Source organism: Streptococcus orisasini (assembly GCF_001431045.1).
GTDB lineage: Bacteria > Bacillota > Bacilli > Lactobacillales > Streptococcaceae > Streptococcus > Streptococcus orisasini.
In genome coordinates, this window is record NZ_BCLE01000028.1 from 1 (window position 1) to 21,818 (window position 21,818).

The window sequence follows — 21,818 nt, forward strand, 5'->3', positions numbered from 1 at the left end:
TTTATTTTTACAGTTTAAATCTATATGCGAAAGAATATATTATATTTAACTTTACATAAATTTAATTACGTCATAATTTATCTAAAGCATTCTTTTGTTCATCGTTAACGATGTGAGTGTAAAGATCTGTTACCTGAGTGCTAGCATGTCCTAATTGATGACTGACCAATACCTGAGATTTTGTGGCATCATAGAGTCTTGTAGCCAATGTGTGCCGTAATTTATGGGGAGTAACGCGGATTTTGAAGTCTTCTGAATACTTAGCGACCATTTTTTCGATAGAAGAAGCGTCCATGCGATTAGGAATGCCACGGTATTCCGATAAGAAGAAGGCAATATCAGTCTTTTCAGCCTTGTAACGAGCTTGACGAATGTTCATATAATTTTCCAAATAAGGTTTTGCAAAACTGGCCACATTGACCGAATCACGCTTGCCACCCTTACGAGTAACCTCAATAATCATCATTTTCAGATTGATATCTTTAAGATCAAGGTTAACAGCTTCTGAAAGACGAACACCAGATGCTAGCAGCAAAGCAATAATAGCCAAATCACGTTCTTTATTTTTTCGGAAAGATGACAGAGCACGTTTAGAAAGTTTGTGTTCATATTCACAATCTACATATTCTAAAAAATCCATTGTTTCGCTGCCTAAAAAAAGTTTCTGCTTAATATTTTCAGCACGGGCTGCCAGCGTTTCCTTTTTCTTTTTAGTTGAAACTTTTTTCATGACATTCCGATAAAAATAAGGTTCACCATCAGCATTTTCAACCTCCTCAGTCAAATATTTGTACAGACTGGACAAGGCCGACAGCGTACGGTTGATAGTTGTCTGAGAAACACCCTGACGCTTAGTTTTAGAATTCAGAAGCGTTCGTTCCCGCAAATAAAGAATAAAAGTCTCCATATCTTTTTTGCTGAGATTTTCCAAAGTTTCTAAAGGAATATCAGCAAGTTTTTCAGCATCAGAAACACCAGAATCAATCAGCCATTCAAAGAAACGCCGATATTCTTTTAGATATTCGTATAGAGTCGTAAAGCTGTAAGGAATTGTTAATTTAGACTGGTAATATTCCAAAACATACCAGGGCATAAGTTCTTTTAGTTCATCAATTTTTTTAAGTAAAAGGTCACGTCTCATTTAAATTCTCCCCAGTTTTTGATATTAGAAGTATAACATATCCATATATTATTTTCAAGAAAATTACAGTTTTTCGGAAAGATGTTATAGGAACTTATCCGAAAAAGTTAAACAAAAAGAGAAAAGCAAAACTCTCTCTTTTCAATCAATTTTAATTTTTACTAGCAAATAATTCAGTCTTGTGCTGATAATGTTTATATAAGGCTGCATAACGGCCTTTATAATCTTTTTTCCACGGTTTATCTTTACCGCAAAAATGTAAGAAAACGGTGTTCTGGATAACCCAATCAAGATCCCATTCCCCTAGGCTGCGTGTAAAGTAAATGACATTGTACCTAGCGTCATAATTATAGATTTCATCGGGAATTTGGCTTGTTTTTGAGCCGTACAATGCATTGAGAACATCTTGGTCAGGCAAAAGCAAGGTTCTTCCTTTTTTGGCGATATAATCCATAATAAGCTGACGATTAATTTGCTGACGACACTCCTCTAGATTCATCAGCAAAACGCCAGTGTTGAAATAGCTTTCTGCCTCAAAATTATTTAAACGCAGCTTGTTGACGATATCTGTTATGCCCTTATCTGACACATGGCTGGCGGCAGCATATAAATTATCGTCCATATCCATCTGATAAAGAGAAACAAGGTCATTAAGACAAAGAATATCAGCGTCCAGATAGAGAATCCTTGATAGATGCTGAGGAAGATATTCCTGAGCTAAAAGCCGGTAATAAATTGTCTCAGGATAGCGATCGCTGACTGGAGCGTCTTTAAAGTCATCTTTGCTGATGACAACCGGCTCATAAGCAAGTCCTAGCTGCTGGCAAAAATTGACAATTTCCTCATGTCTGTTTAAAAGACCTTTTTGTAAGATGTAGATGGTCAGATTTTTGCAAGAACTGTTTTCATATAAAGAGTAAAGGGTCACTTTAAATTGATCCACAAATTGATCGTTAATTGCAAACAAAAGATTAATATTTTCGGTTTCTTTCATAAAAATTTGAGGCGCTTCTCTCTAATCGGAATCTCGGTCAACTGGCTGCGGACCAAAACTTTGTGAAGTTGGCATAATCTCAACGCGGTTAATATTGACATGTTTTGGCTGCTGATAAACCCAGAGGACAGTGTTGGCTATATCCTGAGGCTGGATACTGTGAGCGCCTTGATAAAGTTGTTCAGCACGTTCATCATCACCCTTAAAGCGTACATTTGAAAATTCAGTTCCGCCGCAAAGACCGGGTTCAATATTGGTTACACGCACTTTAGTACCAGCCAAATCAGCTCGCAGATTCAGACTAAACTGCTTAACAAAAGCCTTGCTGGCACCATAAACATTGCCTCCTGGATAAGGATAAGTTCCTGCTGTAGATCCGATGTTAATAATATGTCCTGATTTTCTTGTGACCATGCCAGGTAAAATCTGACGTGTCAGGTAGGTCAGCCCGATGATGTTGGTGGCAATCATGGTTTCCCAGTCCTTAAAATTAGCTTCATAAGCCTTATCAAGTCCCAAAGCTAAACCAGCATTGTTAACTAATAATTCAATTTCTGACCATTCTTGAGGGAGACTGGCCAAAGCGGTATCTATAGATGCTGTATCTGTCATATCTAGTTGCAGCGGATAAAAATTTTCTCCTAAGGCTGCTTTAAGATCTTCTAATTTTTCAAGCCGTCTAGCAGCTCCAATAACGCGATAGCCTTCTTTGACAAGGGTTTGAGCCATAGCCTTGCCAAAACCAACTGATGCGCCTGTAATTAATACTACTTCTGCCATTTTTCAATCTCCTTTGCTTTTTTACTTTATCATAGCACATTATTTTCGTTTTTCCTAGAAAAACATCAGTAAATAAAACTTTATATCATTTTCATGATTTTTTGAAAATAAGCTTTCAATTGTATGCTTTTAGTAGTATAATGGTTTTTAATTAAGGAGGAGCTTTTTATGATTAGATTTGAACATGTTTCTAAATTATATGGGACGGCCGAAGCCCTTAGTGATTTGAACCTAACCATTAACAACGGTGAAATTTTCGGTTTGATCGGCCATAACGGTGCCGGAAAGACAACTACAATCAATATGCTGACATCAATTATCAACGCTAGCTATGGTGATATCTTTGTTGATGATTTAAAATTAACCGATCATCGTGATGAAGTCAAACGGCGAATTGCCTATGTCCCTGATTCTCCTGATATTTTCCTTAATCTTACTGCCCAAGAATATTGGCTATTTTTGGCAAAAATTTATGACGTTGATCTCAAAACAGCCCAGGAGCGCATCGCTAAATTAGCAGGTCTGTTTGATATTTTTGACCGACGTTTTGAAACGATTGAGAGTTTCTCTCATGGTATGCGCCAAAAGGTTATTGTTATTGGAGCGCTTATTCCTAATCCTGATATTTGGATTTTAGATGAGCCGCTGACTGGTCTGGATCCTCAAGCCTCATTTGATTTGAAAGAAATGATGAAAGAGCACGCTCATAATGGAAATACGGTTCTTTTTTCAACTCATGTCCTTTCGGTTGCTGAACAGTTATGCGATCGTATCGGTATTTTGCGACAAGGAAAGCTCATTTTTGTTGGAACCTTGGAAGAATTAAAAGCCAATTATCCAGATAAGGATTTAGAAAGTATTTACCTCGAATTGGCCGGGCGCAAAGAAGAGCCAAAGGCAGGTGATGAGGCATGAATTATAAAAACATTTGGGAAATGATAAAGATTAATATCCTCTATTCTAACCCTCAAGCCTTGACTAGTATTCAGAAAAAACGAGAAAGACACCCAGACAAACATTTTTCGGCCTACAAATCGGTACTAGGGCAACAGCTTTTCTTAGTTTTGTTCTTTTTAGTTTTCTATTTCACTCTCTTTTTAGCGGTTGACTACTCTAAATCAAGTGGCTACTTCTCCTTTCAAACAGCTCTTTTCAGTATTGTTGCTATTATTTCGGGATTTACAACGCTCTTTGCTGTTTTTTATGAAAGTGATGATACCAAACTTTATCTGCCCTTGCCGGTCAAGGAAAAAGAGGTTTATTTGGCCAAACTTATTTCCTCTCAAGGCGGCAGTCTGCCGTTTTTAATGCCGCTGCTGTCTCTTTTTATAATTACTTATTGGCAGCTTACTCATTCTATTATTATCACTATTGTTGCAACTATCATTAACTTTCTGCTTCTGCTGCTTGCAACAAACTGTATTAGCATTATTTTGATTTATTTTATCGGACAGATCTTGGTCAGAAGTGCGCACAAAAAATTAATTTCTACAGTACTTATGATAATTTCAACCTTGATCGCTCTCAGTGTCGTATTTTACTTGCAGTTTAGCAATAGCTCAATCAATACAAGAGGCGGCCTAGTTGAAATGCCGAATTTGCCGTATTTTAGAGGCTTTTACGATGTTGTCAAAGCTCCTTTTTCAATAGCCAGTATCTTAAATTTTGGATTGGGAATTCTCATAACAATACTCCTTTTGATTTTCATCAAACGTGCTATTATTTCTAATTACTTTGAACAATTTTTATCTATTCAAACAAATAAACCAACCCTTAAAAAGAAAATTAAAAAAACTACAGCAAATTCCAGTCTGCAGCAAACCTTACTTAAACATCATTTAAATTCGCTTAAAGATGCGACCTTGATTGTTCAGAGTTATTTAATGCCTTTAATTTTTGTCGTAGCTTTTATCGGACCGAGTCTTTCATCAGGAAGGGCCATGTTTGCAAGTATTGATTCTAATTTCTTTGGAATAGCTCTTGTTATCGGTTTTATTATGGGAAACTTTATCTCTAGTCCCAGCAGTTTCTTAGGAGTTGGTATCTCCTTAGAAAAGAATAACTATACCTTCCTAAAAACCTTGCCAATTTCTTTTAAAAAGTTTTTGCAGCAAAAATTCTATTGCCTTATTCTGGTACAAATTAGTTTGCCCTTTATTGTCTACCTTATTTTGGGAATTGCCTTGCTGAAAATTCCTATTATTTTGTTGCTAAGTTTTCTTTTAGGTGTAGTTCTTTCAAGTATTATTGTTGGTGAATTGATGTACTGGCGCGATTATCGCCTTTTAACTCTGAATTGGCAGAATGTTGCACAGTTATTCTCAAGAGGGTCAGGACAATGGCTCTATATGGGAATTGTTTTTGGTAGTTTGATTTTAGGCGGAGCCTTGGTAGTTTTAGCGATTATAGTCTCCCTGAAAACTTCAGTTTTAGGAGTAGGAATTGGATTAACAATCATTATCTTAGCTTTGTGTGCCTTCCTTCACTATTATATACAGCAACATTTCTGGAAAAAAATTGATTAAAGTCATTACACTTTATCCTTATGCCATTATATTGGTATAAGGATTTTTTTACTACCTAAGATTTACTAGATAAAAAAAGCAGCGCCCCAAAGGCGCTAGCTATAGTTATGGACATTAGAGTTTCCAAGAAGCTACTCTTACTTTTTACTATTTATTTTCAAGGGTTTGTGCAGCCGTGATGATAGCCAACTTGTAAATATCTTCAGCGCTGGAACCACGTGAAAGGTCATTCACAGGACTATTAAGCCCTTGCAAGATTGGGCCGATTGCTTCAAACATTCCTAACCGCTGAGCAATTTTATAGCCAATATTACCTGATTGTAAATCTGGGAAGATGAAAACATTGGCATGTCCTGCAACATCACTGCCTGGTGCCTTAATAGCTGCTGTATCAGGCACAAAAGCTGCATCGAACTGAAGTTCTCCGTCCAAGGCAATTTCGGGACGCAGTTCTTTAGCAATTCGAGTTGCCTCCTGAACTTTTTCAACCTGAGGTGCTTTGGCACTGCCTTTAGTTGAAAAGCTGAGCATAGCAATCTTAGGATCAATATCAAAAATTTTTGCTGTATCTGCCGTATTAACAGCAATTTCCGCTAATTCCTGCTCGTTAGGATCAATATTGATGGCACAGTCAGCAAAAATCAGCCGTTGACTAGTGTTTTCACGGTTCATGAGGAAAACACCTGATGTACGAGAAATTCCTGGTTTTGTTTTTACAATTTGCAGAGCTGGGCGAACAGTATCTGCTGTTGAATGAATGGCTCCAGAAACCATACCGTCAGCCAGTCCCAGTTTCACCAGCATGACACCAAAATAATTGACATCTTTCAGAAGTTTATCAGCATCTTCAAAAGTAGCTTTGCCTTTGCGTATTTCTACAAATTCCTGCTTCATTTTTTCAAAATCAGGATAATCTTCAGGATTGATAACCGTATAATTCTGATCAGCAAAACCTAGCTTTGTCAGCAAGCCGCGGACATCGGCTTCATTTCCCAAAATAATGGGCTCAACCAGACCTTCGAATTTAAGACGGGCTGCTGCACGAACAACACGCTCATCATTTCCTTCTGGAAAAACAATTTTGATATTTTTACCAACAATTTTTTCCCGCAGACTGCCAAATAAAGAACGAATACTCATTTATATAAACCTTCTATCTATTGTTTTGTAAATCTATGATAACGCTATCAAGGTCATCTGTCAAGGGATTATTGTACTGCTTGTGTTCTTTTGAAAAGGGATCTGTAAAAGCTAAATAATGACAGTGAAGGGCTTGTCTCTTAAGACCATAGTTCATATTGCCACCATAAAGATCATCGCCTAAAAGCGGAAAACCAATGTGAGCAAAATGTACGCGTATCTGATGGGTACGACCGGTGTGCAGATGAATATCGACCAAATAAACATCTCCATATTTTTCTATAACTTCATAACTGGTATGGGCATATTTGCCAGAAGGGTGAACACAGCGTGTAATAATACTTTCATCATTTCTGGCAATCGGAGCAATAATTTCACCCTTTTCGGCTAGCTTACTTTTACTACTGCTGGATACTAAGGCATAGTATCGTTTTTCAATACTTCTTTTTTGCAGCTGTTTGTCCATCCGAGCATGAGCGTAGCCATGTTTAGCAAAGAGCATAAGGCCACTCGTATCTTTATCAAGCCTAGTTACAATATGAATCTGTTGATTTGGATAGTTATTCTCCTGATAATAGCCTTTGACAAAATTAGCCATGGTATTGGAATGCAGTATACTGGGGATACTGGCATAGCCAGCAGGCTTGTTCAAAACCAAAAAATGTTCATCTTCATCAATAATGCTGAGCTCATGCTTAATCGGTTTTAAACTTTCGTGCCCCTTCTCATCAGGAATATCAATTATTACCTCATCGCCTATGTTGAGCAAATAAATGGCGTTTTCTTCTTTGCCGTTGACCAGTATAGAACCACCCTTGAATTTAATCTTAGCCAGCAGGGCTTTGGAAATATCATGACCTTTTAAGAATGTCTTAACCTTTGTCTGTCGGTCTGCAACAAATTCAAACCTCATGAGTCACAATCTCCAATAAAAGAATCTTTAACTCTTTCCCAAAAACTGGTATGGCTTGGTGTTGCAACAAAGCTGATCTTTTTTTGATCAATTTCATATTCGATTTTAGCAATATTCCGATGCGTGTAAGTTTTGTTGTCAATGGACAGAACATAAGATCCTAAACGTTTTGGGATAATTTCGATCTTATCCTTTTTAGGAACAATGATAGAACTTCCCAATGTTCTAAAAACGCGGTTGTTAAGACTTGAAATCTCCGTCAGCTGTAAAGCTTCGATAGTTGGGTGTAAAACAGCCCCTCCTAAAGATTTATTATAAGCAGTGCTTCCAGTCGGTGTAGAAACTGAAATACCATCTCCACGGAAACGTTCAAATTGAACGTTATTAATAATCACATCTGCTACCATTGTCTTTTCAAACCTTTTAACAGTTGCTTCATTAAGAGCTCTGGAGGTCAATTGCCGGCCATCGCTTAAAGTAAGTGTCACTTTTAAAATGGGGTAAGATACCTTCTCCCCATCATCTGAATGTAGGTTTTCCAGTAATTTGTCAACTTCAAAATCGCGATAATCTGTATAAAATCCTAAATGCCCTGTATGAATACCGACAAACCGAACATGATCCAGATGCTTTTCATACATGTGAAAAGCAGACAGGAGCATGCCATCTCCGCCAATAGTAATCACAATATCAGGATTTTTCTTGGTCAGATAAAAGTCATTATCATCTCTTAAAGCAGAAAAAAGCTTGCTTGCTACTCGTTTACTTTGGTATTTTCCATTTGCAATTATAGCAACCTTTGTTGCTTTATCGATAAAGTTCATCTGTGTCATCACTATTTCCTACACCATCATTTAGTTTTCTTTTTTCAGTATCAAATAATAACTGGGCTTCTTTTATATCATCACGAATCTGCCGCATTTCTTCGTCCAGTTGAAAAGCAATTCTTGCAGTTCGCTCTAAGCGTTTTTTGATATCATCAGGAAATTCTCCGTGGTATTTATAATTAAGAGAATGTTCAATAGTCGCCCAAAAGTTCATGGCCAATGTCCTGATTTGAATCTCAGCAAGAATAATTTTCTGACCGTTGATTGTATCGACAGGATACTCAATAACAACATGATACGAACGATAACCACTGGGCTTTAAATTATTAATATAGTCCCGTTCTTGCACGACTTTCATATCCTTGCGTTGCCGCAAAAGTTCTAGTACTTCATCAACATCATCAACGAACTGAACCATAATTCGCAAACCTGCAATGTCCTGCATATCCTGAACGAGGTTTTCCTTTTTTATTCCTCGTAAAACTATCTTTTCCTTGATACTTTCAATGGGCTTTACACGTCCAGTTACAAATTCAATTGGTGAATGGCGGTTTTGCTTATGAAACTGTTTACGAATTCCTCTGAATTTAATTTTCAATTCTCCTACTGCCTGAATATAAGGGTCCAGAAATTCTTCCCAGTCCATAAAACTTACCCCTTTCTTGTCAAAAATAAGAGTTTTTTATAGAATTAAACTAATACCTTATTATACCATAATAAGCCAAACAAAGGAAAACAGAATGAACCATCTTGAAATCGAATATAAAACACTGCTGACCAAAGAAGAATTTAATCGTATCAAAGAACAAATGCCGCATATTGAAGCAGTCACACAGACTAATTATTATTTTGATACTGATAATTTTGATTTAAAAGCGAGTAAAATGTCACTGCGCATCAGAACTTTTACTGATAAGGCTGAACTAACCCTCAAAGTGCCCCAAAAAATTGGTAATTTGGAATATAACCATGATCTGCTGCTGAGTGAAGCCGAAACAATAATCCACACGTTACAACTGCCGGATATTGAGATTAAACATATAATTGCTCAGACAGGGATTAGCCTAAAAGAACTGAAAGTTCTGGGAAGCCTAACAACAGTACGGCGTGAAATTGCTACTAAAATCGGTCTTATGGCTTTGGATTACAACCGTTATGCAGGGATTAAGGATTATGAATTAGAATTGGAAGTCTCTTATGCTGAAAAGGGGAAAGCAGATTTTGAGGCTTTTCTAAAGGCGAATCATATTCAGTTCAAATATGCCAAAAGTAAGGTAGCTCGTTTTAGTCAAACTTTGTTCAAGCAGAAAAAATAAGTTCTGACAAGAGAAATTGATAAAATCACCTGAAATTTCTTGTAATATTTGGTAAAATAAAACTACTAATATAAAGGAGTACATATATATCATGGCAGAACGTTACGCCGACAAACAACTTAAGCTTTTTTCATTAACTTCAAACACTACTATAGCTGAAAAAATCGCTAAAGATGCTGGAGTTCCGTTAGGAAAACTGTCTTCCCGTAAATTTTCTGACGGTGAAATTATGATCAATATTGAAGAAAGCGTTCGGGGAGATGATATTTATATCATTCAGTCTACCAGCTATCCTGTTAATGATCACCTGTGGGAACTCTTAATTATGGTGGATGCCTGCAAACGTGCCAGTGCTAATAGTGTTAATGTTGTTATTCCTTATTTTGGCTATTCACGCCAGGATCGCATTGCAGCTGCACGTGAACCTATTACAGCTAAATTAGTTGCTAACATGCTAGTTAAAGCAGGAGTTGATCGTGTACTGACTTTGGATTTGCATGCTGTTCAAGTGCAGGGATTCTTTGATATTCCCGTCGATAATTTATTTACTACTCCTTTGTTTGCTGAACACTATACTAAATTGGGCTTGTATGGTGAAGATATTGTAGTTGTCAGCCCCAAAAATTCTGGCATAAAACGCGCTCGCAGTCTAGCCCAGTACCTTGATGCTCCAATTGCGATCATTGATTATGCTCAAGATGATGATTCATCGCGCGAAGAAGGCTATATTATCGGTGAAGTTGCTGGTAAAAAAGCGATTCTCATTGATGATATTCTTAATACAGGGAAAACATTTGCAGAAGCTGCTAAAATTGTTGAGCGCGGAGGTGCTACTGAAATCTATGCTGTCGCCAGCCATGGATTGTTTGCCAGCGGAGCAACAGAAATACTGCAGGCTGCTCCAATTAAAGATATTTTGATTACTGATTCTGTCTTCACCAAGCAAAAGCTGCCCGACAATTTACACTATCTTTCTGCCAGTGAACTGATTGCGGACGCTATTATTCGTATCCACGAAAGAAGACCTGTCAGTCCATTGTTTGCTTATGATCGTAAAGGAGATGAATCCTAAACTTGATTTATTTTGATAATGCCGCAACGACTCCCATGACAGATTCTGTTATTAAGGCTATGACTGAAATGATGGCTGCTACTTTTGGAAATCCATCTAGCATTCATTCTTATGGCAGAGCTGCTAACAAACTGTTAAGAGACTGTCGGCAGAAAGTTGCTCAAGTGTTTGATGTTCCTTCTAGAAATATTATTTTTACGTCTGGCGGAACTGAAAGCAATAATACTGCTCTTAAAGGCTATGCCCTTGCTCATCAGGAACAAGGAAAGCATATTATTTCAACAACTATTGAACACCATTCTGTTTTAAACAGTCTTCATTACTTGGAAAAACGGTTTGGTTTTGAAGTGACTTATCTAAATCCTATTGCAGGCCGAATTTCTGCTCAGCAAGTCAGTGATGCTCTGCGTGAGGATACGATTTTAGTATCTACTATGTTTGCTAATAATGAAACAGGAGATTTACTGCCAATTGAAGAAATTGGCAATCTTCTCAAGGAGCATCAGGCAGCTTTTCATGTGGATGCTGTTCAGGCTGTGGGCAAGATTCCTATTCATCCCAAAGAATTAAATATTGATTTTCTGTCAGCTTCTGCTCATAAATTTCACGGTCCTAAAGGAGTTGGAATTCTCTATGCCGGTGATCTTCATTTTGATAATTTCCTTCATGGCGGTGAGCAAGAAGAAAAGCGCCGTGCCAGCACAGAAAATCTTATTGGCATTACAGGCCTAGCACAGGCTTTAATCGAGGCACAGACTCATCAAAAAGACAATTGGGAATATGTCAGCAACCTTAAAAAAACTTTTTTAGAAGGATTGGATGGCCTTGATTACTATCTCAATTCCAACGAAGATGCTTTACCTTATGTTGTTAATATTGGTTTCCCTAATTATAATAACGGCATTTTGCTCACTCAGTTGGATTTAGCCGGCTTTGCTATTTCGACAGGCTCTGCCTGCACGGCCGGAACAGTTGATCCCAGTCATGTCTTAAGCGCAAAATACAGAGCAAATTCTCAGCGGCTTCAAGAATCTGTTCGTATTAGTTTTTCAGATTTAAATAAATTAGACGAAGCTAAAGCTTTAGCTGCAAAAATAAAAGAGATTGTAGGAAAATAAAATGGCTTTTGAACAAACAGTAAACTTACCTGATTGCAAATACAGTTATACAATTAGTCCTAAAATTAAAAAATTTACTCTACGAGATACTACTTTCACCCAAAACAGATTGGGGAATTATGAACTTAACCGCCTTTTGGAAAAAGTTCCTAACAGTGATGATGGTTTCCCTTTAAGAATTACAATCAATAAGAATTTGACAGGTTTTAAGATAAGTATTACAGACAAGTCAAAACTTCGTATTGTTAATATTTTTAAATCTGAGGAAAATAAAATAATCCAAGATAAATTTTATTTTTTGATGGATAGTTTGGTTGAGCGTGATATTTTCGAGAAAAAAGAAAATTAAGCTGATAAATAACAGATAACAGCTACCCCTGCTGTTTTAAAGGGCGATATTTTTGATATTCTAAGGGAGAGGGTGGGCTGAAACTTCGATAAGTTTTTTCGAAGTTTCAGCCTATCTCTCTTTTTTACATCCATTAGTATAGCTGATACATATCTATCTGAAAAACTTATATGAAGTTTAATGAAAAGATGTTGCAATTTTCACAATCTTTTTTTAAAATAGTATTACATAGCAAAGGAGACAAAGTATGGTTACTTTTGATAAATCTATTCCTAAGGCGACAGCTAAACGCTTATCGCTTTACTACCGTATTTTTAAACGATTTAATTCTGAAAATATTGAAAAAGCAAGTTCTAAACAAATTGCTGAAGCTATTGGTGTTGACTCAGCGACAGTACGCCGCGATTTTTCTTACTTTGGTGAATTAGGCCGACGCGGCTTTGGTTATGATGTTAAAAAGTTAATGAATTTTTTTGCAGATATCCTCAACGACACTTCTACGACCAATGTACTGCTTGTCGGAGTCGGTAATATCGGCCGTGCTCTTCTCCATTACCGCTTTCATGAGCGCAATAAGATGAAAATTATCATGGCTTTTGATACTGATGACAACGAACAGGTTGGCAAGCAGACAGAAGATGGTATTCCTATTTATGGCATTTCCACTATAAAAGATAAGTTGGTTGGAACAGACGTTAAAACAGCTATTTTGACTGTTCCCAGCAATAAGGCTCAAGAAGTTGCCGATGTTTTGATTGAAGCCGGTATTAAAGGGATTTTGTGTTTTTCACCTGTTCATCTTTCACTTCCGAAAGGAGTCGTCGCTCAGTATGTTGATTTAACTAGTGAATTGCAGACGTTGTTGTACTTTATGAATCAAGAAAAAAATTCTAAGAAGGGGCAAAAGTAAAGAAAGTATATGACCAAACCTAAACCCATTATTGGTATTTCAGGCAACGAAAGACCACATGCGAAGTTTCCAGATATTTTATGGTCCTACACTCCATCTGGCTATGTTAAGGGCGTCCAAAATGCCGGTGGTCTACCTCTGGTTATTCCTGTTAGTGAACCGGATTTCGCTGCATCTTATGTTTCCATGATTGACAAACTTATTTTGACAGGCGGTCAAAATGTTGATCCTGTTTTTTACGGAGAAGAAAAAAATACTAGCGATGACGATTTTTATTTAGCGCGTGACTTATTTGAATTTGCTCTCGTTGAGGAAACCATTAAGCAAAAAAAGCCGATTTTTTCTGTTTGCAGGGGCACACAGCTGATGAATATTGCTTTGGGAGGGACACTTAACCAAGACATTGAACATCACTGGCAGGATGAACCCAGTGATTACCTCAGCCAAAACATGCTGGTAAAGACTGGAACTGCTCTGGAAAAAATTTACGGGACTTCTACTTCTATCAACTCTTTTCATCATCAGAGTATCAGGCGGCTGGCGGATAACTTGGAAGTTATTGCCTATGATCCTGTTGATGATACTGTTGAAGCCGTTGTATCAACTAATCCCGATATTACTTTTTTAGGCGTTCAATGGCATCCGGAACTTTTGCTTGAATCACGAACAGAGGACCAAAAACTTTTTGAGTACGTTGTCAAAGAACTCTAAACAAGGTCAGTTTCTTCACGAAAACTGTAATATTCTTTCTTCCCAACTATAATATGATCCAAAAAAACGATTCCTAAGTCATCACAGGATCGTTTTATTTTTTCTGTAAAAAGTAGATCATTTTCACTGGGATAGGTCGTACCTGAAGGATGATTATGGACGACAATCAGTGAAGTTGCCATACTTTTACAGGCATAATGCAAAATCTCTCTGGGCTCAGCAACAGAGCGTCGGACGCTGCCAATAAAAATAATTTTCTTTTTAATAATGCGGTTCTGTGTATCAAGATAGATAGCAACCAAATGTTCCTGCCTTTTATCTCCCAATTCAGCCATCATTACTTTAGCCAAACGTTCGCTGCTTAGGATGCGTTCTTTAAAACTGTATTCTGCTTGGTTGACTCTCTTTGAAAATTCTAGAATAGCCTTCATTTCTATAGATTTTATCTGACTAATTCCTGCAATTGTCTGCAGTTCTTCTAACGATAAGGTCCGAAAGTCAGCTATACTGTCTAAACGCTCTAAAATATTATTGGATAAGTTCAAAACATGTTCTTTCCTAGTACCAGTCCTCAGGATAATAGCTAACAGTTCCTGATTGCTGAGGCTTTCAGGACCGTAAGTGAGCAGGCGTTCCCGCGGCAGCAATGCTTCTTTTGTAAATTCAATACTATACATATTCTACCTCCATTACTATTATTCGTATTTAATTGGATCACTTTTTGCCTATAATAAAAAAGATTTCCATTGATTATGACTGATACTCCAAAAACTTAGATTTTTGGAGCTAGTTTACCAAAATAGAAATCTTTTTTATTATATTAAGCAGACTGCATAAACAAGCAAAACGCTGATGATACTAAACAGTGAGCCGATTAGATAGTATTCTGCAAAAGCTTGGTTTTTTGAAATCTTATCATAACGAGCAATTGACTTGGCAGTAAAGACCAAACCAATAGAAGCAAATTGACCAAATAATAAGAATATTCCCATAATCAAGCGCTCCAGTAAGCCAATCGTTGCTCCTGCACCTGTGATGGTTTCGTCGTCATCAGTATTTTTCACTTGATATTTGTTGAAAAAGAGCTTAAAAATGATATTGACTGGCTTTGTAATAAGGAGCAAAAATAAAATCAGTTTAAGACTGTACTGTGCTTCTTTTAACCAGTCTATAGCAATGTGTTTACTCAGCAGGTAAATCATTGCTATCATAAAAAGGTGCAAAGCTTGATCAAGAAGAAAAATCATTTTATCTAACTGACGGTTTTTATAAAAAGGATAAAGCAAGAGCTTAGCACTATCAATCACTGCATGACTGATAAAAATCAACAAAGCCATAACAAAAGCTTCAGGAATAAACACACTGATAAAAATCAAAGGCAAAGCGACAATACAAAGGTGCTCAGATAAATAAAACCAATTATGAGATTTTAAATCTGCCATCTTTTGGCTTTGCCATTGAAAATCAGCTAAAAAATGAGCAATTAAAAGCAATGTTAATAGAGGATTATGTGATAGGAAGTGTGATACAAGATTTAGATTAACCATCTGTCACTTCTCCTTTGGTTTCGATAGCATTCAACAAAATATTCGTAGCAGCTTTTTTATTTCTTAAGTAAATTTTCAGACCGCTGGATTTAAGACGTTTATTAAAACTGCTTGGGCTTAAATGGAGCGCCTGAGCCATTTCTTTATGAGAAAATTTCTCCTCATAGATTCCTTTTCCTAAAAGGCCGCTAAGCAGCTCAGTCTGAGTAGCTGTCCATTTCGATTTAATAAACTCACAGGCAGCTAAGACAGCATTAATTTGCTGGGCTGCTTCTTTATCATCTAGCATTACTGCCAAATGGCTGCTGCCATAATCGTCATTATCATGGATATAATCAATAGCGGCTCTGGCATGCCAATAAGCCGGTCCGTCTGATCCAATACTCTGCTTAGGATTGACTGCCGTCAGCATACCGCCTGCTCCAATTCCAAACCTAATTTGATAAGGCTGGAATCCTATTGCGATATCATCAATAATTTGAAAGACACGCGAATCAGGAAAGAGCAGGGCTTGAAATTCGTCCCCAGTTGTTATGGTAAAAGGAGACTTGAGCACAGTTTTGTATTGAGAATTGATTTGATTTAAGAGTTTCTGAAGCTGTTTTTGACTTTCATGCCTGTCTTTTATCTCTCTTGAAGAAATAATATCTCCGATAATCGCTATATAGATCATAAGCACTCCTTACAATTTCCATTATAACGGAAATTTCAGAAAATGTCCATTGTGACGGAAATTTCAGAAAATATCCTTTAAAACGGAAATTATAGCCAGAAATGAAGCTTGGATAAATCTGCTTGACCACATTTCATAAAAACTATTTGAAAAGCTTACTTTCTTCTTTTTTTCTTTGCCTTCTTCATCTTCTTAGCCATTTTTTTCATAGATTGCTTCATGGCAAATTCTCCGACCTTACCTTTGAAGCCGCCGCCAAACATTTGACTCATATCCATATTGCCACCAAGAGCTGACATATCAGGCATTCCGCCTTGTCCCATCATTCCTTCGAAAGCTGATGTATCCATATTTTTAGGCATATTATTAGGATTAAGTCCCATTTGTTTCATCATTTTGTCCATATCACCAGACAAGACGCCCTGCATCATTTTTTTAGCCTGATTGAAGTCCTTGATGAATTTATTGACATTAACAAAAGTATTGCCAGAACCTGCAGCAATCCGGCGACGGCGGCTCGGCGTTAAAAGGTCTGGATTTTCACGTTCAGCAGGTGTCATTGACGATACAATAGCGCGTTTTCTAGCAATATCGCGCTCATCAACCTTAACATTAGCAAGTGCCGGATTATTGGCCATTCCCGGAATCATTTTGAGAAGATCTTCCATGGGACCCATATTTTGTACTTGATCCAATTGATCAATGAAATCATTGAAATCAAAGGTGTTTTCACGCATTTTTTCAGCAAGTTCTGCTGATTTTTGCTCATCATAATCTCGACTGGCTTTTTCAATCAAGGTCAAAAGGTCACCCATGCCCAGAATACGCGAGGACATCCGATCTGGGTGGAAGGTCTCAATGTCAGTAATCTTTTCACCGGTACCTGTAAATTTAATGGGTTTGCCAGTAATTTGACGGATAGAAAGAGCCGCACCACCGCGTGTATCACCATCAATCTTAGTCAGGACAAGGCCGGTTATTTCCAGCTGATTGTTGAATTCCCGAGCTACATTGGCAGCTTCCTGACCGATCATGCTGTCAACGACCAAGAGAATTTCATTGGGCTGAGCCAGCGCTTTGACATCTCTCAGCTCAGCCATGAGTTTTTCGTCAATCTGCAGACGTCCGGCTGTATCGATTAAGACATAGTCATTCCGATTTTCTTTGGCCTGAGCCAAACCTGCTCTTACAATCTCAACGGCTGTGTGCTCTGTCCCCATTTCAAACACAGGAACATTGATTTGCTGACCGAGAGTTTTCAACTGGTCAATGGCAGCTGGCCGGTAAATATCGGCAGCAATCATCAGCGGTCGGGCATCTTCTTCCTTGACCAGTTTATTAGCCAACTTTCCGGCAAAGGTTGTCTTACCTGCCCCTTGGAGTCCGGCCATCATAATGATTGTCGGAATCTTAGGAGACTTTTCCAGTTCAGATGTTTCAGATCCTAGAATCGCTGTCAGTTCTTCATCAACGATTTTAATAATTTGCTGTGATGGATCAAGAGTATCAATAACTTCATGCCCGATAGCACGCTCACGCACACGCTTGATGAAGTCTTTTACAACCGGAAGAGCTACGTCTGCTTCAAGAAGAGCCAGACGGATTTCCTTGGTCACTTCCTGAACATCTTTTTCTGAGAGTTTTCTCTTGCCGCGTAAATTTTTAAAAACACCCTGCAGGCGTTCGGTTAAACTTTCAAAAGCCATTTCATTTTCTCCTTATTGTTGGAAATATTAATCTCGATTGTCAATACTGATGAGAACAGAAATCTTTTCCTGCAGATAAGCATCTTCAGGGTACTTGTCTAGCAGATCGTCAAAGATTTCACTGCGAACAATATAATCAGAATACATATGCAGTTTCATTTCATAATCTTCTAAGATTTTTTCCGTTCGTTTGATATTATCGTAGACTGCCTGACGGCTGACCTTAAATTCCTCAGCGATTTCAGCCAAGCTGTAATCGTCAGCGTAATAGAGCTCAATGTAGTTCATCTGCTTATCGGTCAGCAGCGCTGCATAAAACTCAAAAAGGGCATTCATACGATTGGTTTTTTCAATTTCCATAAGCTTTATTTTATCATATTTGAGCCTTAAAATCATCTGATGAAGAAAAGAATTTCTCCCTTTTAGATTTATCTATTATAGAACTTAAAAACCCTTAGCTAGCCTTGCCAGTTAAGGGTTTTTAGGTTATGCTTAAAGATTGTGTTTTGCCATACGCTCTTTGAAAATATCGTTGACAATTAGAGTTAAGGTCTCTTTAGCTTCTGGAGTTAAGTCGCCTTCTTTTTCCGCCTCAGCATAGGCTTCCGGAAATTCCCGCGCAATCAATTTGCAGGTTGCCTTGGTTGCATGTCCACGCACCAGACGAGGAATACGCTCCATGTATTCAGGTTTGACCAGGGCAATAATTTTTTCATTAGCAGTTGTCATACTACTTATCATCCTCCTTATTCTAATAGATACTATACTCCTTTTTGGATAAACTGTAAAATCTCTTGTTTAACCTTCTGAAAAAACTGTTGTAAAGGCAAAATAAGCCAATAGTTTCTTAGAAATGCTTCGATTTCTCACAGGAGCAAACGCCATCAATAAAAGCAAAAAAATTAGTTCTGCGCAGTGCAAAACTAATCTTTTGAGTTTAGAGTTTAGGGATTGGCATAGTTGCTTTTGTTCCCATTTTTTCTTTTTAAGTTTATTTGTTGGCTGTCCAAGAAGCAACTTTTTTAGGATGATTTTTCACCCATTTTTTAGCTGCTTTTTCAGGTGACATTCCATCATTGATATCTAGCATAACAGCCTCCATATCGTCTTGTGTCCAGTTAAAACGATTGATAATCTTATTAACTTTAGGCATATCTTTTTTCAGCCCTTTGCGAACAATGGAATGAATACTTTCAGTGCTTCCAAAAGATTTCTTAGGATCCTTTAAGTATTTTAATTTATACTTAGCAAACATCCAATGCGGAGACCAAGCCGTCACAACAATTTCTTTCTTGTTTTTGTATGCTTGATCTAAGCTGGTTGTCATAGCTCCTGTTGAAGAAGAGACCAATTCCCAATCAGATAGGCTGCTGTATGCTTTCTTAGCTTTATTAGCAGCTTTCATAATACCTGCACCAGGTTCGATTCCTGTAATTTTCTTATCAGCTTGATTGTTTAAATCTTCAATGCTATTGACATCTTTCATATAAGTTGGTACAGCGAGTCCTAATTTAACACCTTTAAGGTTTGACCCCAAATCAACAACATCTTGTTTATATTTCTTATATTGGTCTGCATGTGTATTAGGAAGCCACGCACTGACTGTGGCGTCAGTTTCACCTTTGGCAATGGATTGCCACATGACAGCATTATCAAGCGGTGTCATTTCTACCTTATAACCTTGCTCTTTGAGAACCTGTGCCAAAACATTGGTTGAAGCCACTTCGGAATCCCATTCAACATAGGTCAACTTAACCGTTTGACCTGCACCAGAAGACTGTCCTTGGAAAATTAAACGAGCCAAACTTGCAAATATAAATAAAATCAGAGCTGCCAAAGCAATAAAGGTATTTGTCTTTGACGCATTTTTCTTAGCATTAGGCGATTTAGTTGTATTATTGGCTGTCTGACTGAAGCGGTCGATAATGATTGCCAGAATAACTAGGGCTAAACCATTGACAAATCCTGATCCGATGTCGGCATGCTGAAGAGCTGACAAGACACCACGTCCAAGTCCAGGTGCTCCGATCATTGAACCTGTTACAACCATTGAAAGTGCCAGCATAATCGTTTGGTTGACACCAGCCATAATTGTATTTTTCGCTAAGGGTAGCTCTACTTTAAGCAGCTTTTGTCTTGAAGTACTACCAAAAGCATCCGCTGCTTCGATCAATTCTGTTGGAATTTCACGAATGGCCAGGTTTGTGAATCGAACAGTAGGCGGTAGAGCAAAGATAACCGACGCAAACACACCTGGAACAATACCAATGCCAAAGAAGGCTACGGCAGGTATCAAGTAAACAAAGGCTGGCATGGTTTGCATGAAATCCAAAATAGGATTGATAATCTGCTTTACAGTATTGCTTTTGGCCATCCAAATCCCTAAAGGAATCCCAATGATTATGGAAACAAAACTAGATACCAAGACCAAAGTAAAGGTATTAATTAAGTCTTCCCACAATCCCTGATTATAAATAAAGAGCAAACCAATCAGCGTAAATGACGGCAAGGTCCATTTTTTTCCAGCGAGGAAAAAGGCTGCTACAGTTATCAGAGCAATCAAAAGTAAGGGATTGACAAAGGAAAGTGTATTTGTAATCCCGTCCATGATAAAGTTTCCAACAGACTGAATAAAATTAAATAAGCCTGAAAAAGTATGGGTTAGCCAATTGGTGAAGGCTTCAATCCATTCAGCAACAGGTAATTTTCCTACTAAAAGTATATTCAAAACTATTCTTCCCCTCCTTCTGTATCCGCATCATCTTTCGTATTAGCCAGAGCTTCAATAACACGCCCCTTAATAATAACACCTAAGAGTCGATTAGTGTCATCTGTGACAGCAATCGGTGCGGCAGAATCATAAATTAAAGGCATAATATCTGTAATGACTGTATCTTTAGAAACCGTTCGAACATCATGGTCAACAACCTCAGACAATGAAAGTCCCTTGCGTCTTGCGTTAATAGCCGCTTCTGCAGATACCGAGCCCACCAGCTGTCGACGCCGATCAGTAGCCATTAACATGCTGACTTCTTCGTTGTGCATCTTTGTCAGGGCAACCTGAGGACCATCAACACCGATTATTGTTGTTAGCGGCTTAATCATAATGTTTTGAGCCGTTAAAACTTTGGAACGGTCAACATCTTCAACAAATTCACGGACAAAATCATTGGCTGGCTTAGTCAGAATTTCTTCACCGGTGCCAATCTGCATAATCTGGCCATCTTTCATCAAAGCAATACGATCTCCGATTCTCAGTGCCTCATTCAAATCGTGAGTGATAAAGATGATTGTTTTGTGAACTTTTTCCTGTAAATCCAAGAGTTCATCCTGCATTTCCTTGCGGATTAGAGGATCCAAAGCTGAAAAAGCTTCATCCATTAAAAGAATTTCAGGATCATTAGCCAGAGCACGTGCCAAACCAACCCGCTGCTGCATCCCGCCAGAAAGCTGGCTAGGGTATTGGTCTTTGAAAGCCAATAGATTAGAGTTGTCAAGAGCCCGCTCAGCTAATTCGACCCGCTCTTCTTTTGGAACACCTCTTAGTTCCAAACCAAATTCTGTATTTTCCAAAATCGTTTTATGAGGAAAGAGTCCGAAATTTTGGAAAACCATATTCAAGGCATGGCGTCTGACTTCACGGAGCTCTTCGCTGTTCATCTTTGAAATATCACTGCCGTTAATATAAATATCTCCTGAAGAAGGTTCAATTAAACGATTTAAAAGACGGATTAAGGTTGACTTACCTGAACCAGAAAGTCCCATGATGACAAAAACTTCGCCCTCTTTGACATCGAAACTGACATCATAGACACCGACTGTTGCGCCTGTTTGTTCTAAAATTTCTGTCTTACTTTTTTGTTTTTTGATCATCTCAAGCGCTGCTTTTTGCTTTTTACCAAAAATTTTGGTGAGATGCTTGACTTCAAGTTTGTTCAAGTTTATCCCTCATTTCTAATCTAATTCAAAAATCAACTGACCACACTATTATATAGTTATATGGTCAGTATGTCAAAAAGAAAAGGCTGAGACAAAAGTCTCTCCTCTTTTCAATTATTTTAAATATGACCATTTGAGGCAATAGTTATTCGAAAGC

At 37.8% G+C, this 21,818-nt stretch carries 23 protein-coding genes; 8 read left to right on the plus strand and 15 right to left on the minus strand.

Translation table 11 applies throughout. From position 1 onward, the window contains the following. Positions 1-70: 70 nt before the first annotated feature. The 3 genes from xerS to SCSH_RS04950 all read right to left on the minus strand — a co-directional run bounded on the left by xerS (position 71) and on the right by SCSH_RS04950 (position 2,915). A complete protein-coding gene (gene xerS, locus SCSH_RS04940) occupies positions 71-1,141 on the minus strand; it encodes a tyrosine recombinase XerS (RefSeq protein WP_057490784.1) in 1,071 nt (356 codons plus the stop codon). A 151-nt stretch (positions 1,142-1,292) separates the two neighbouring features. Further along, the gene (locus SCSH_RS04945; RefSeq protein ID WP_057490785.1) at positions 1,293-2,135 is read right to left on the minus strand and encodes a glycosyltransferase family 8 protein; all 843 of its coding nucleotides are present in this window, start codon (positions 2,133-2,135) and stop codon (positions 1,293-1,295) included. A 21-nt stretch (positions 2,136-2,156) separates the two neighbouring features. Continuing rightward, on the minus strand, positions 2,157-2,915 hold the full coding sequence (locus SCSH_RS04950; RefSeq protein ID WP_057490786.1) for an SDR family oxidoreductase: 759 nt from the start codon (positions 2,913-2,915) through the stop codon (positions 2,157-2,159). Positions 2,916-3,083: 168 nt separating this feature from the next. Between SCSH_RS04950 and SCSH_RS04955 the strand changes: the two genes are divergently transcribed. Both SCSH_RS04955 and SCSH_RS04960 read left to right on the plus strand, forming a co-directional pair. Continuing rightward, entirely contained in the window at positions 3,084-3,830 is a 747-nt protein-coding gene (locus SCSH_RS04955; protein WP_057490787.1) for an ABC transporter ATP-binding protein, read from the plus strand. After that, positions 3,827-5,440: a hypothetical protein gene (locus tag SCSH_RS04960; RefSeq protein WP_057490788.1), complete on the plus strand. Its 1,614-nt coding sequence runs from the start codon at positions 3,827-3,829 to the stop codon at positions 5,438-5,440. Before SCSH_RS04955 ends, SCSH_RS04960 begins: the two co-directional genes overlap by 4 nt. Positions 5,441-5,587: 147 nt before the next feature. Here SCSH_RS04960 and pta read toward each other — a convergent pair whose 3' ends face one another. From pta to yjbM, 4 genes are read right to left on the minus strand one after another with little or no spacing between them, the layout of a single operon-like run. Then, positions 5,588-6,580, minus strand: coding sequence for a phosphate acetyltransferase (gene pta / locus SCSH_RS04965; protein WP_057490789.1), 993 nt, complete (start codon positions 6,578-6,580; stop codon positions 5,588-5,590). 13 nt (positions 6,581-6,593) lie between these two features. Further along, the gene (locus SCSH_RS04970; RefSeq protein WP_057490790.1) at positions 6,594-7,493 is read right to left on the minus strand and encodes an RluA family pseudouridine synthase; all 900 of its coding nucleotides are present in this window, start codon (positions 7,491-7,493) and stop codon (positions 6,594-6,596) included. Continuing rightward, on the minus strand, positions 7,490-8,326 hold the full coding sequence (locus SCSH_RS04975) for an NAD kinase (RefSeq protein WP_057490791.1): 837 nt from the start codon (positions 8,324-8,326) through the stop codon (positions 7,490-7,492). The genes SCSH_RS04970 and SCSH_RS04975 overlap by 4 nt, the downstream gene beginning before the upstream one ends. Next, positions 8,301-8,966: a GTP diphosphokinase gene (gene yjbM / locus SCSH_RS04980; RefSeq protein WP_057490792.1), complete on the minus strand. Its 666-nt coding sequence runs from the start codon at positions 8,964-8,966 to the stop codon at positions 8,301-8,303. The genes SCSH_RS04975 and yjbM overlap by 26 nt, the downstream gene beginning before the upstream one ends. A gap of 94 nt (positions 8,967-9,060) precedes the next feature. On the opposite strand from yjbM, the gene SCSH_RS04985 reads away from it, so the two are divergent. From SCSH_RS04985 to SCSH_RS05010, 6 genes are all read left to right on the plus strand, one after another. Continuing rightward, complete coding sequence (locus SCSH_RS04985) at positions 9,061-9,636, plus strand: CYTH domain-containing protein (protein WP_057490793.1); 576 nt, start codon at positions 9,061-9,063, stop codon at positions 9,634-9,636. A gap of 91 nt (positions 9,637-9,727) precedes the next feature. Beyond that, positions 9,728-10,708 carry a ribose-phosphate diphosphokinase gene (locus tag SCSH_RS04990; protein ID WP_057490794.1) on the plus strand — a complete coding sequence of 327 codons (981 nt, stop codon included), beginning with the start codon at positions 9,728-9,730 and terminating at the stop codon, positions 10,706-10,708. A 2-nt stretch (positions 10,709-10,710) separates the two neighbouring features. Further along, a complete protein-coding gene (locus SCSH_RS04995; RefSeq protein ID WP_057490795.1) occupies positions 10,711-11,826 on the plus strand; it encodes a cysteine desulfurase family protein in 1,116 nt (371 codons plus the stop codon). 1 nt (position 11,827) lies between these two features. Further along, entirely contained in the window at positions 11,828-12,175 is a 348-nt protein-coding gene (locus tag SCSH_RS05000) for a DUF1831 domain-containing protein (RefSeq protein WP_057490796.1), read from the plus strand. A 247-nt stretch (positions 12,176-12,422) separates the two neighbouring features. Next, positions 12,423-13,085, plus strand: a complete 663-nt coding sequence (locus SCSH_RS05005; RefSeq protein ID WP_057490797.1) for a redox-sensing transcriptional repressor Rex — start codon at positions 12,423-12,425, stop codon at positions 13,083-13,085. A gap of 9 nt (positions 13,086-13,094) precedes the next feature. Further along, positions 13,095-13,796, plus strand: coding sequence for a gamma-glutamyl-gamma-aminobutyrate hydrolase family protein (locus SCSH_RS05010; RefSeq protein ID WP_057490798.1), 702 nt, complete (start codon positions 13,095-13,097; stop codon positions 13,794-13,796). Here the strand turns inward: SCSH_RS05010 and radC are convergent. The 8 genes from radC to SCSH_RS05050 form a co-directional block, all read right to left on the minus strand. Next, positions 13,793-14,473 carry a RadC family protein gene (radC, locus tag SCSH_RS05015; RefSeq protein WP_057490799.1) on the minus strand — a complete coding sequence of 227 codons (681 nt, stop codon included), beginning with the start codon at positions 14,471-14,473 and terminating at the stop codon, positions 13,793-13,795. The genes SCSH_RS05010 and radC overlap by 4 nt on opposite strands. A 138-nt stretch (positions 14,474-14,611) precedes the next feature. Beyond that, entirely contained in the window at positions 14,612-15,343 is a 732-nt protein-coding gene (locus SCSH_RS05020; protein ID WP_057490800.1) for a DUF3307 domain-containing protein, read from the minus strand. Further along, a complete protein-coding gene (locus tag SCSH_RS05025; protein ID WP_057490801.1) occupies positions 15,336-16,016 on the minus strand; it encodes a SatD family protein in 681 nt (226 codons plus the stop codon). Before SCSH_RS05025 ends, SCSH_RS05020 begins: the two co-directional genes overlap by 8 nt. Positions 16,017-16,171: 155 nt before the next feature. After that, on the minus strand, positions 16,172-17,722 hold the full coding sequence (gene ffh, locus SCSH_RS05030; RefSeq protein ID WP_057490802.1) for a signal recognition particle protein: 1,551 nt from the start codon (positions 17,720-17,722) through the stop codon (positions 16,172-16,174). Positions 17,723-17,749: 27 nt separating this feature from the next. Then, complete coding sequence (locus tag SCSH_RS05035) at positions 17,750-18,082, minus strand: putative DNA-binding protein (protein WP_057490846.1); 333 nt, start codon at positions 18,080-18,082, stop codon at positions 17,750-17,752. A 132-nt stretch (positions 18,083-18,214) separates the two neighbouring features. After that, positions 18,215-18,451, minus strand: a complete 237-nt coding sequence (locus tag SCSH_RS05040) for a hypothetical protein (protein ID WP_057490803.1) — start codon at positions 18,449-18,451, stop codon at positions 18,215-18,217. A gap of 262 nt (positions 18,452-18,713) precedes the next feature. After that, positions 18,714-20,450 (minus strand): ABC transporter permease/substrate binding protein, encoded by a 1,737-nt coding sequence (locus SCSH_RS05045; RefSeq protein ID WP_057490804.1) that lies wholly within the window; start codon positions 20,448-20,450, stop codon positions 18,714-18,716. Between the two features lie 2 nt (positions 20,451-20,452). Beyond that, positions 20,453-21,661 carry a quaternary amine ABC transporter ATP-binding protein gene (locus tag SCSH_RS05050; RefSeq protein ID WP_057490805.1) on the minus strand — a complete coding sequence of 403 codons (1,209 nt, stop codon included), beginning with the start codon at positions 21,659-21,661 and terminating at the stop codon, positions 20,453-20,455. Positions 21,662-21,818: the final 157 nt, after the last annotated feature.

Excerpts from the sequence above, each read along its gene's own strand:
- xerS (WP_057490784.1), bottom strand. The coding sequence starts at position 1,141 with ATGAGACGTGACCTTTTACTTAAAAAAATTGATGAACTAAAAGAACTT.
- SCSH_RS04945 (WP_057490785.1), bottom strand. The coding sequence starts at position 2,135 with ATGAAAGAAACCGAAAATATTAATCTTTTGTTTGCAATTAACGATCAA.
- SCSH_RS04950 (WP_057490786.1), bottom strand. The coding sequence starts at position 2,915 with ATGGCAGAAGTAGTATTAATTACAGGCGCATCAGTTGGTTTTGGCAAG.
- SCSH_RS04955 (WP_057490787.1), top strand. The coding sequence starts at position 3,084 with ATGATTAGATTTGAACATGTTTCTAAATTATATGGGACGGCCGAAGCC.
- SCSH_RS04960 (WP_057490788.1), top strand. The coding sequence starts at position 3,827 with ATGAATTATAAAAACATTTGGGAAATGATAAAGATTAATATCCTCTAT.
- pta (WP_057490789.1), bottom strand. The coding sequence starts at position 6,580 with ATGAGTATTCGTTCTTTATTTGGCAGTCTGCGGGAAAAAATTGTTGGT.
- SCSH_RS04970 (WP_057490790.1), bottom strand. The coding sequence starts at position 7,493 with ATGAGGTTTGAATTTGTTGCAGACCGACAGACAAAGGTTAAGACATTC.
- SCSH_RS04975 (WP_057490791.1), bottom strand. The coding sequence starts at position 8,326 with ATGACACAGATGAACTTTATCGATAAAGCAACAAAGGTTGCTATAATT.
- yjbM (WP_057490792.1), bottom strand. The coding sequence starts at position 8,966 with ATGGACTGGGAAGAATTTCTGGACCCTTATATTCAGGCAGTAGGAGAA.
- SCSH_RS04985 (WP_057490793.1), top strand. The coding sequence starts at position 9,061 with ATGAACCATCTTGAAATCGAATATAAAACACTGCTGACCAAAGAAGAA.
- SCSH_RS04990 (WP_057490794.1), top strand. The coding sequence starts at position 9,728 with ATGGCAGAACGTTACGCCGACAAACAACTTAAGCTTTTTTCATTAACT.
- SCSH_RS05000 (WP_057490796.1), top strand. The coding sequence starts at position 11,828 with ATGGCTTTTGAACAAACAGTAAACTTACCTGATTGCAAATACAGTTAT.
- SCSH_RS05005 (WP_057490797.1), top strand. The coding sequence starts at position 12,423 with ATGGTTACTTTTGATAAATCTATTCCTAAGGCGACAGCTAAACGCTTA.
- SCSH_RS05010 (WP_057490798.1), top strand. The coding sequence starts at position 13,095 with ATGACCAAACCTAAACCCATTATTGGTATTTCAGGCAACGAAAGACCA.
- radC (WP_057490799.1), bottom strand. The coding sequence starts at position 14,473 with ATGTATAGTATTGAATTTACAAAAGAAGCATTGCTGCCGCGGGAACGC.
- SCSH_RS05020 (WP_057490800.1), bottom strand. The coding sequence starts at position 15,343 with ATGGTTAATCTAAATCTTGTATCACACTTCCTATCACATAATCCTCTA.
- SCSH_RS05025 (WP_057490801.1), bottom strand. The coding sequence starts at position 16,016 with ATGATCTATATAGCGATTATCGGAGATATTATTTCTTCAAGAGAGATA.
- ffh (WP_057490802.1), bottom strand. The coding sequence starts at position 17,722 with ATGGCTTTTGAAAGTTTAACCGAACGCCTGCAGGGTGTTTTTAAAAAT.
- SCSH_RS05035 (WP_057490846.1), bottom strand. The coding sequence starts at position 18,082 with ATGGAAATTGAAAAAACCAATCGTATGAATGCCCTTTTTGAGTTTTAT.
- SCSH_RS05040 (WP_057490803.1), bottom strand. The coding sequence starts at position 18,451 with ATGACAACTGCTAATGAAAAAATTATTGCCCTGGTCAAACCTGAATAC.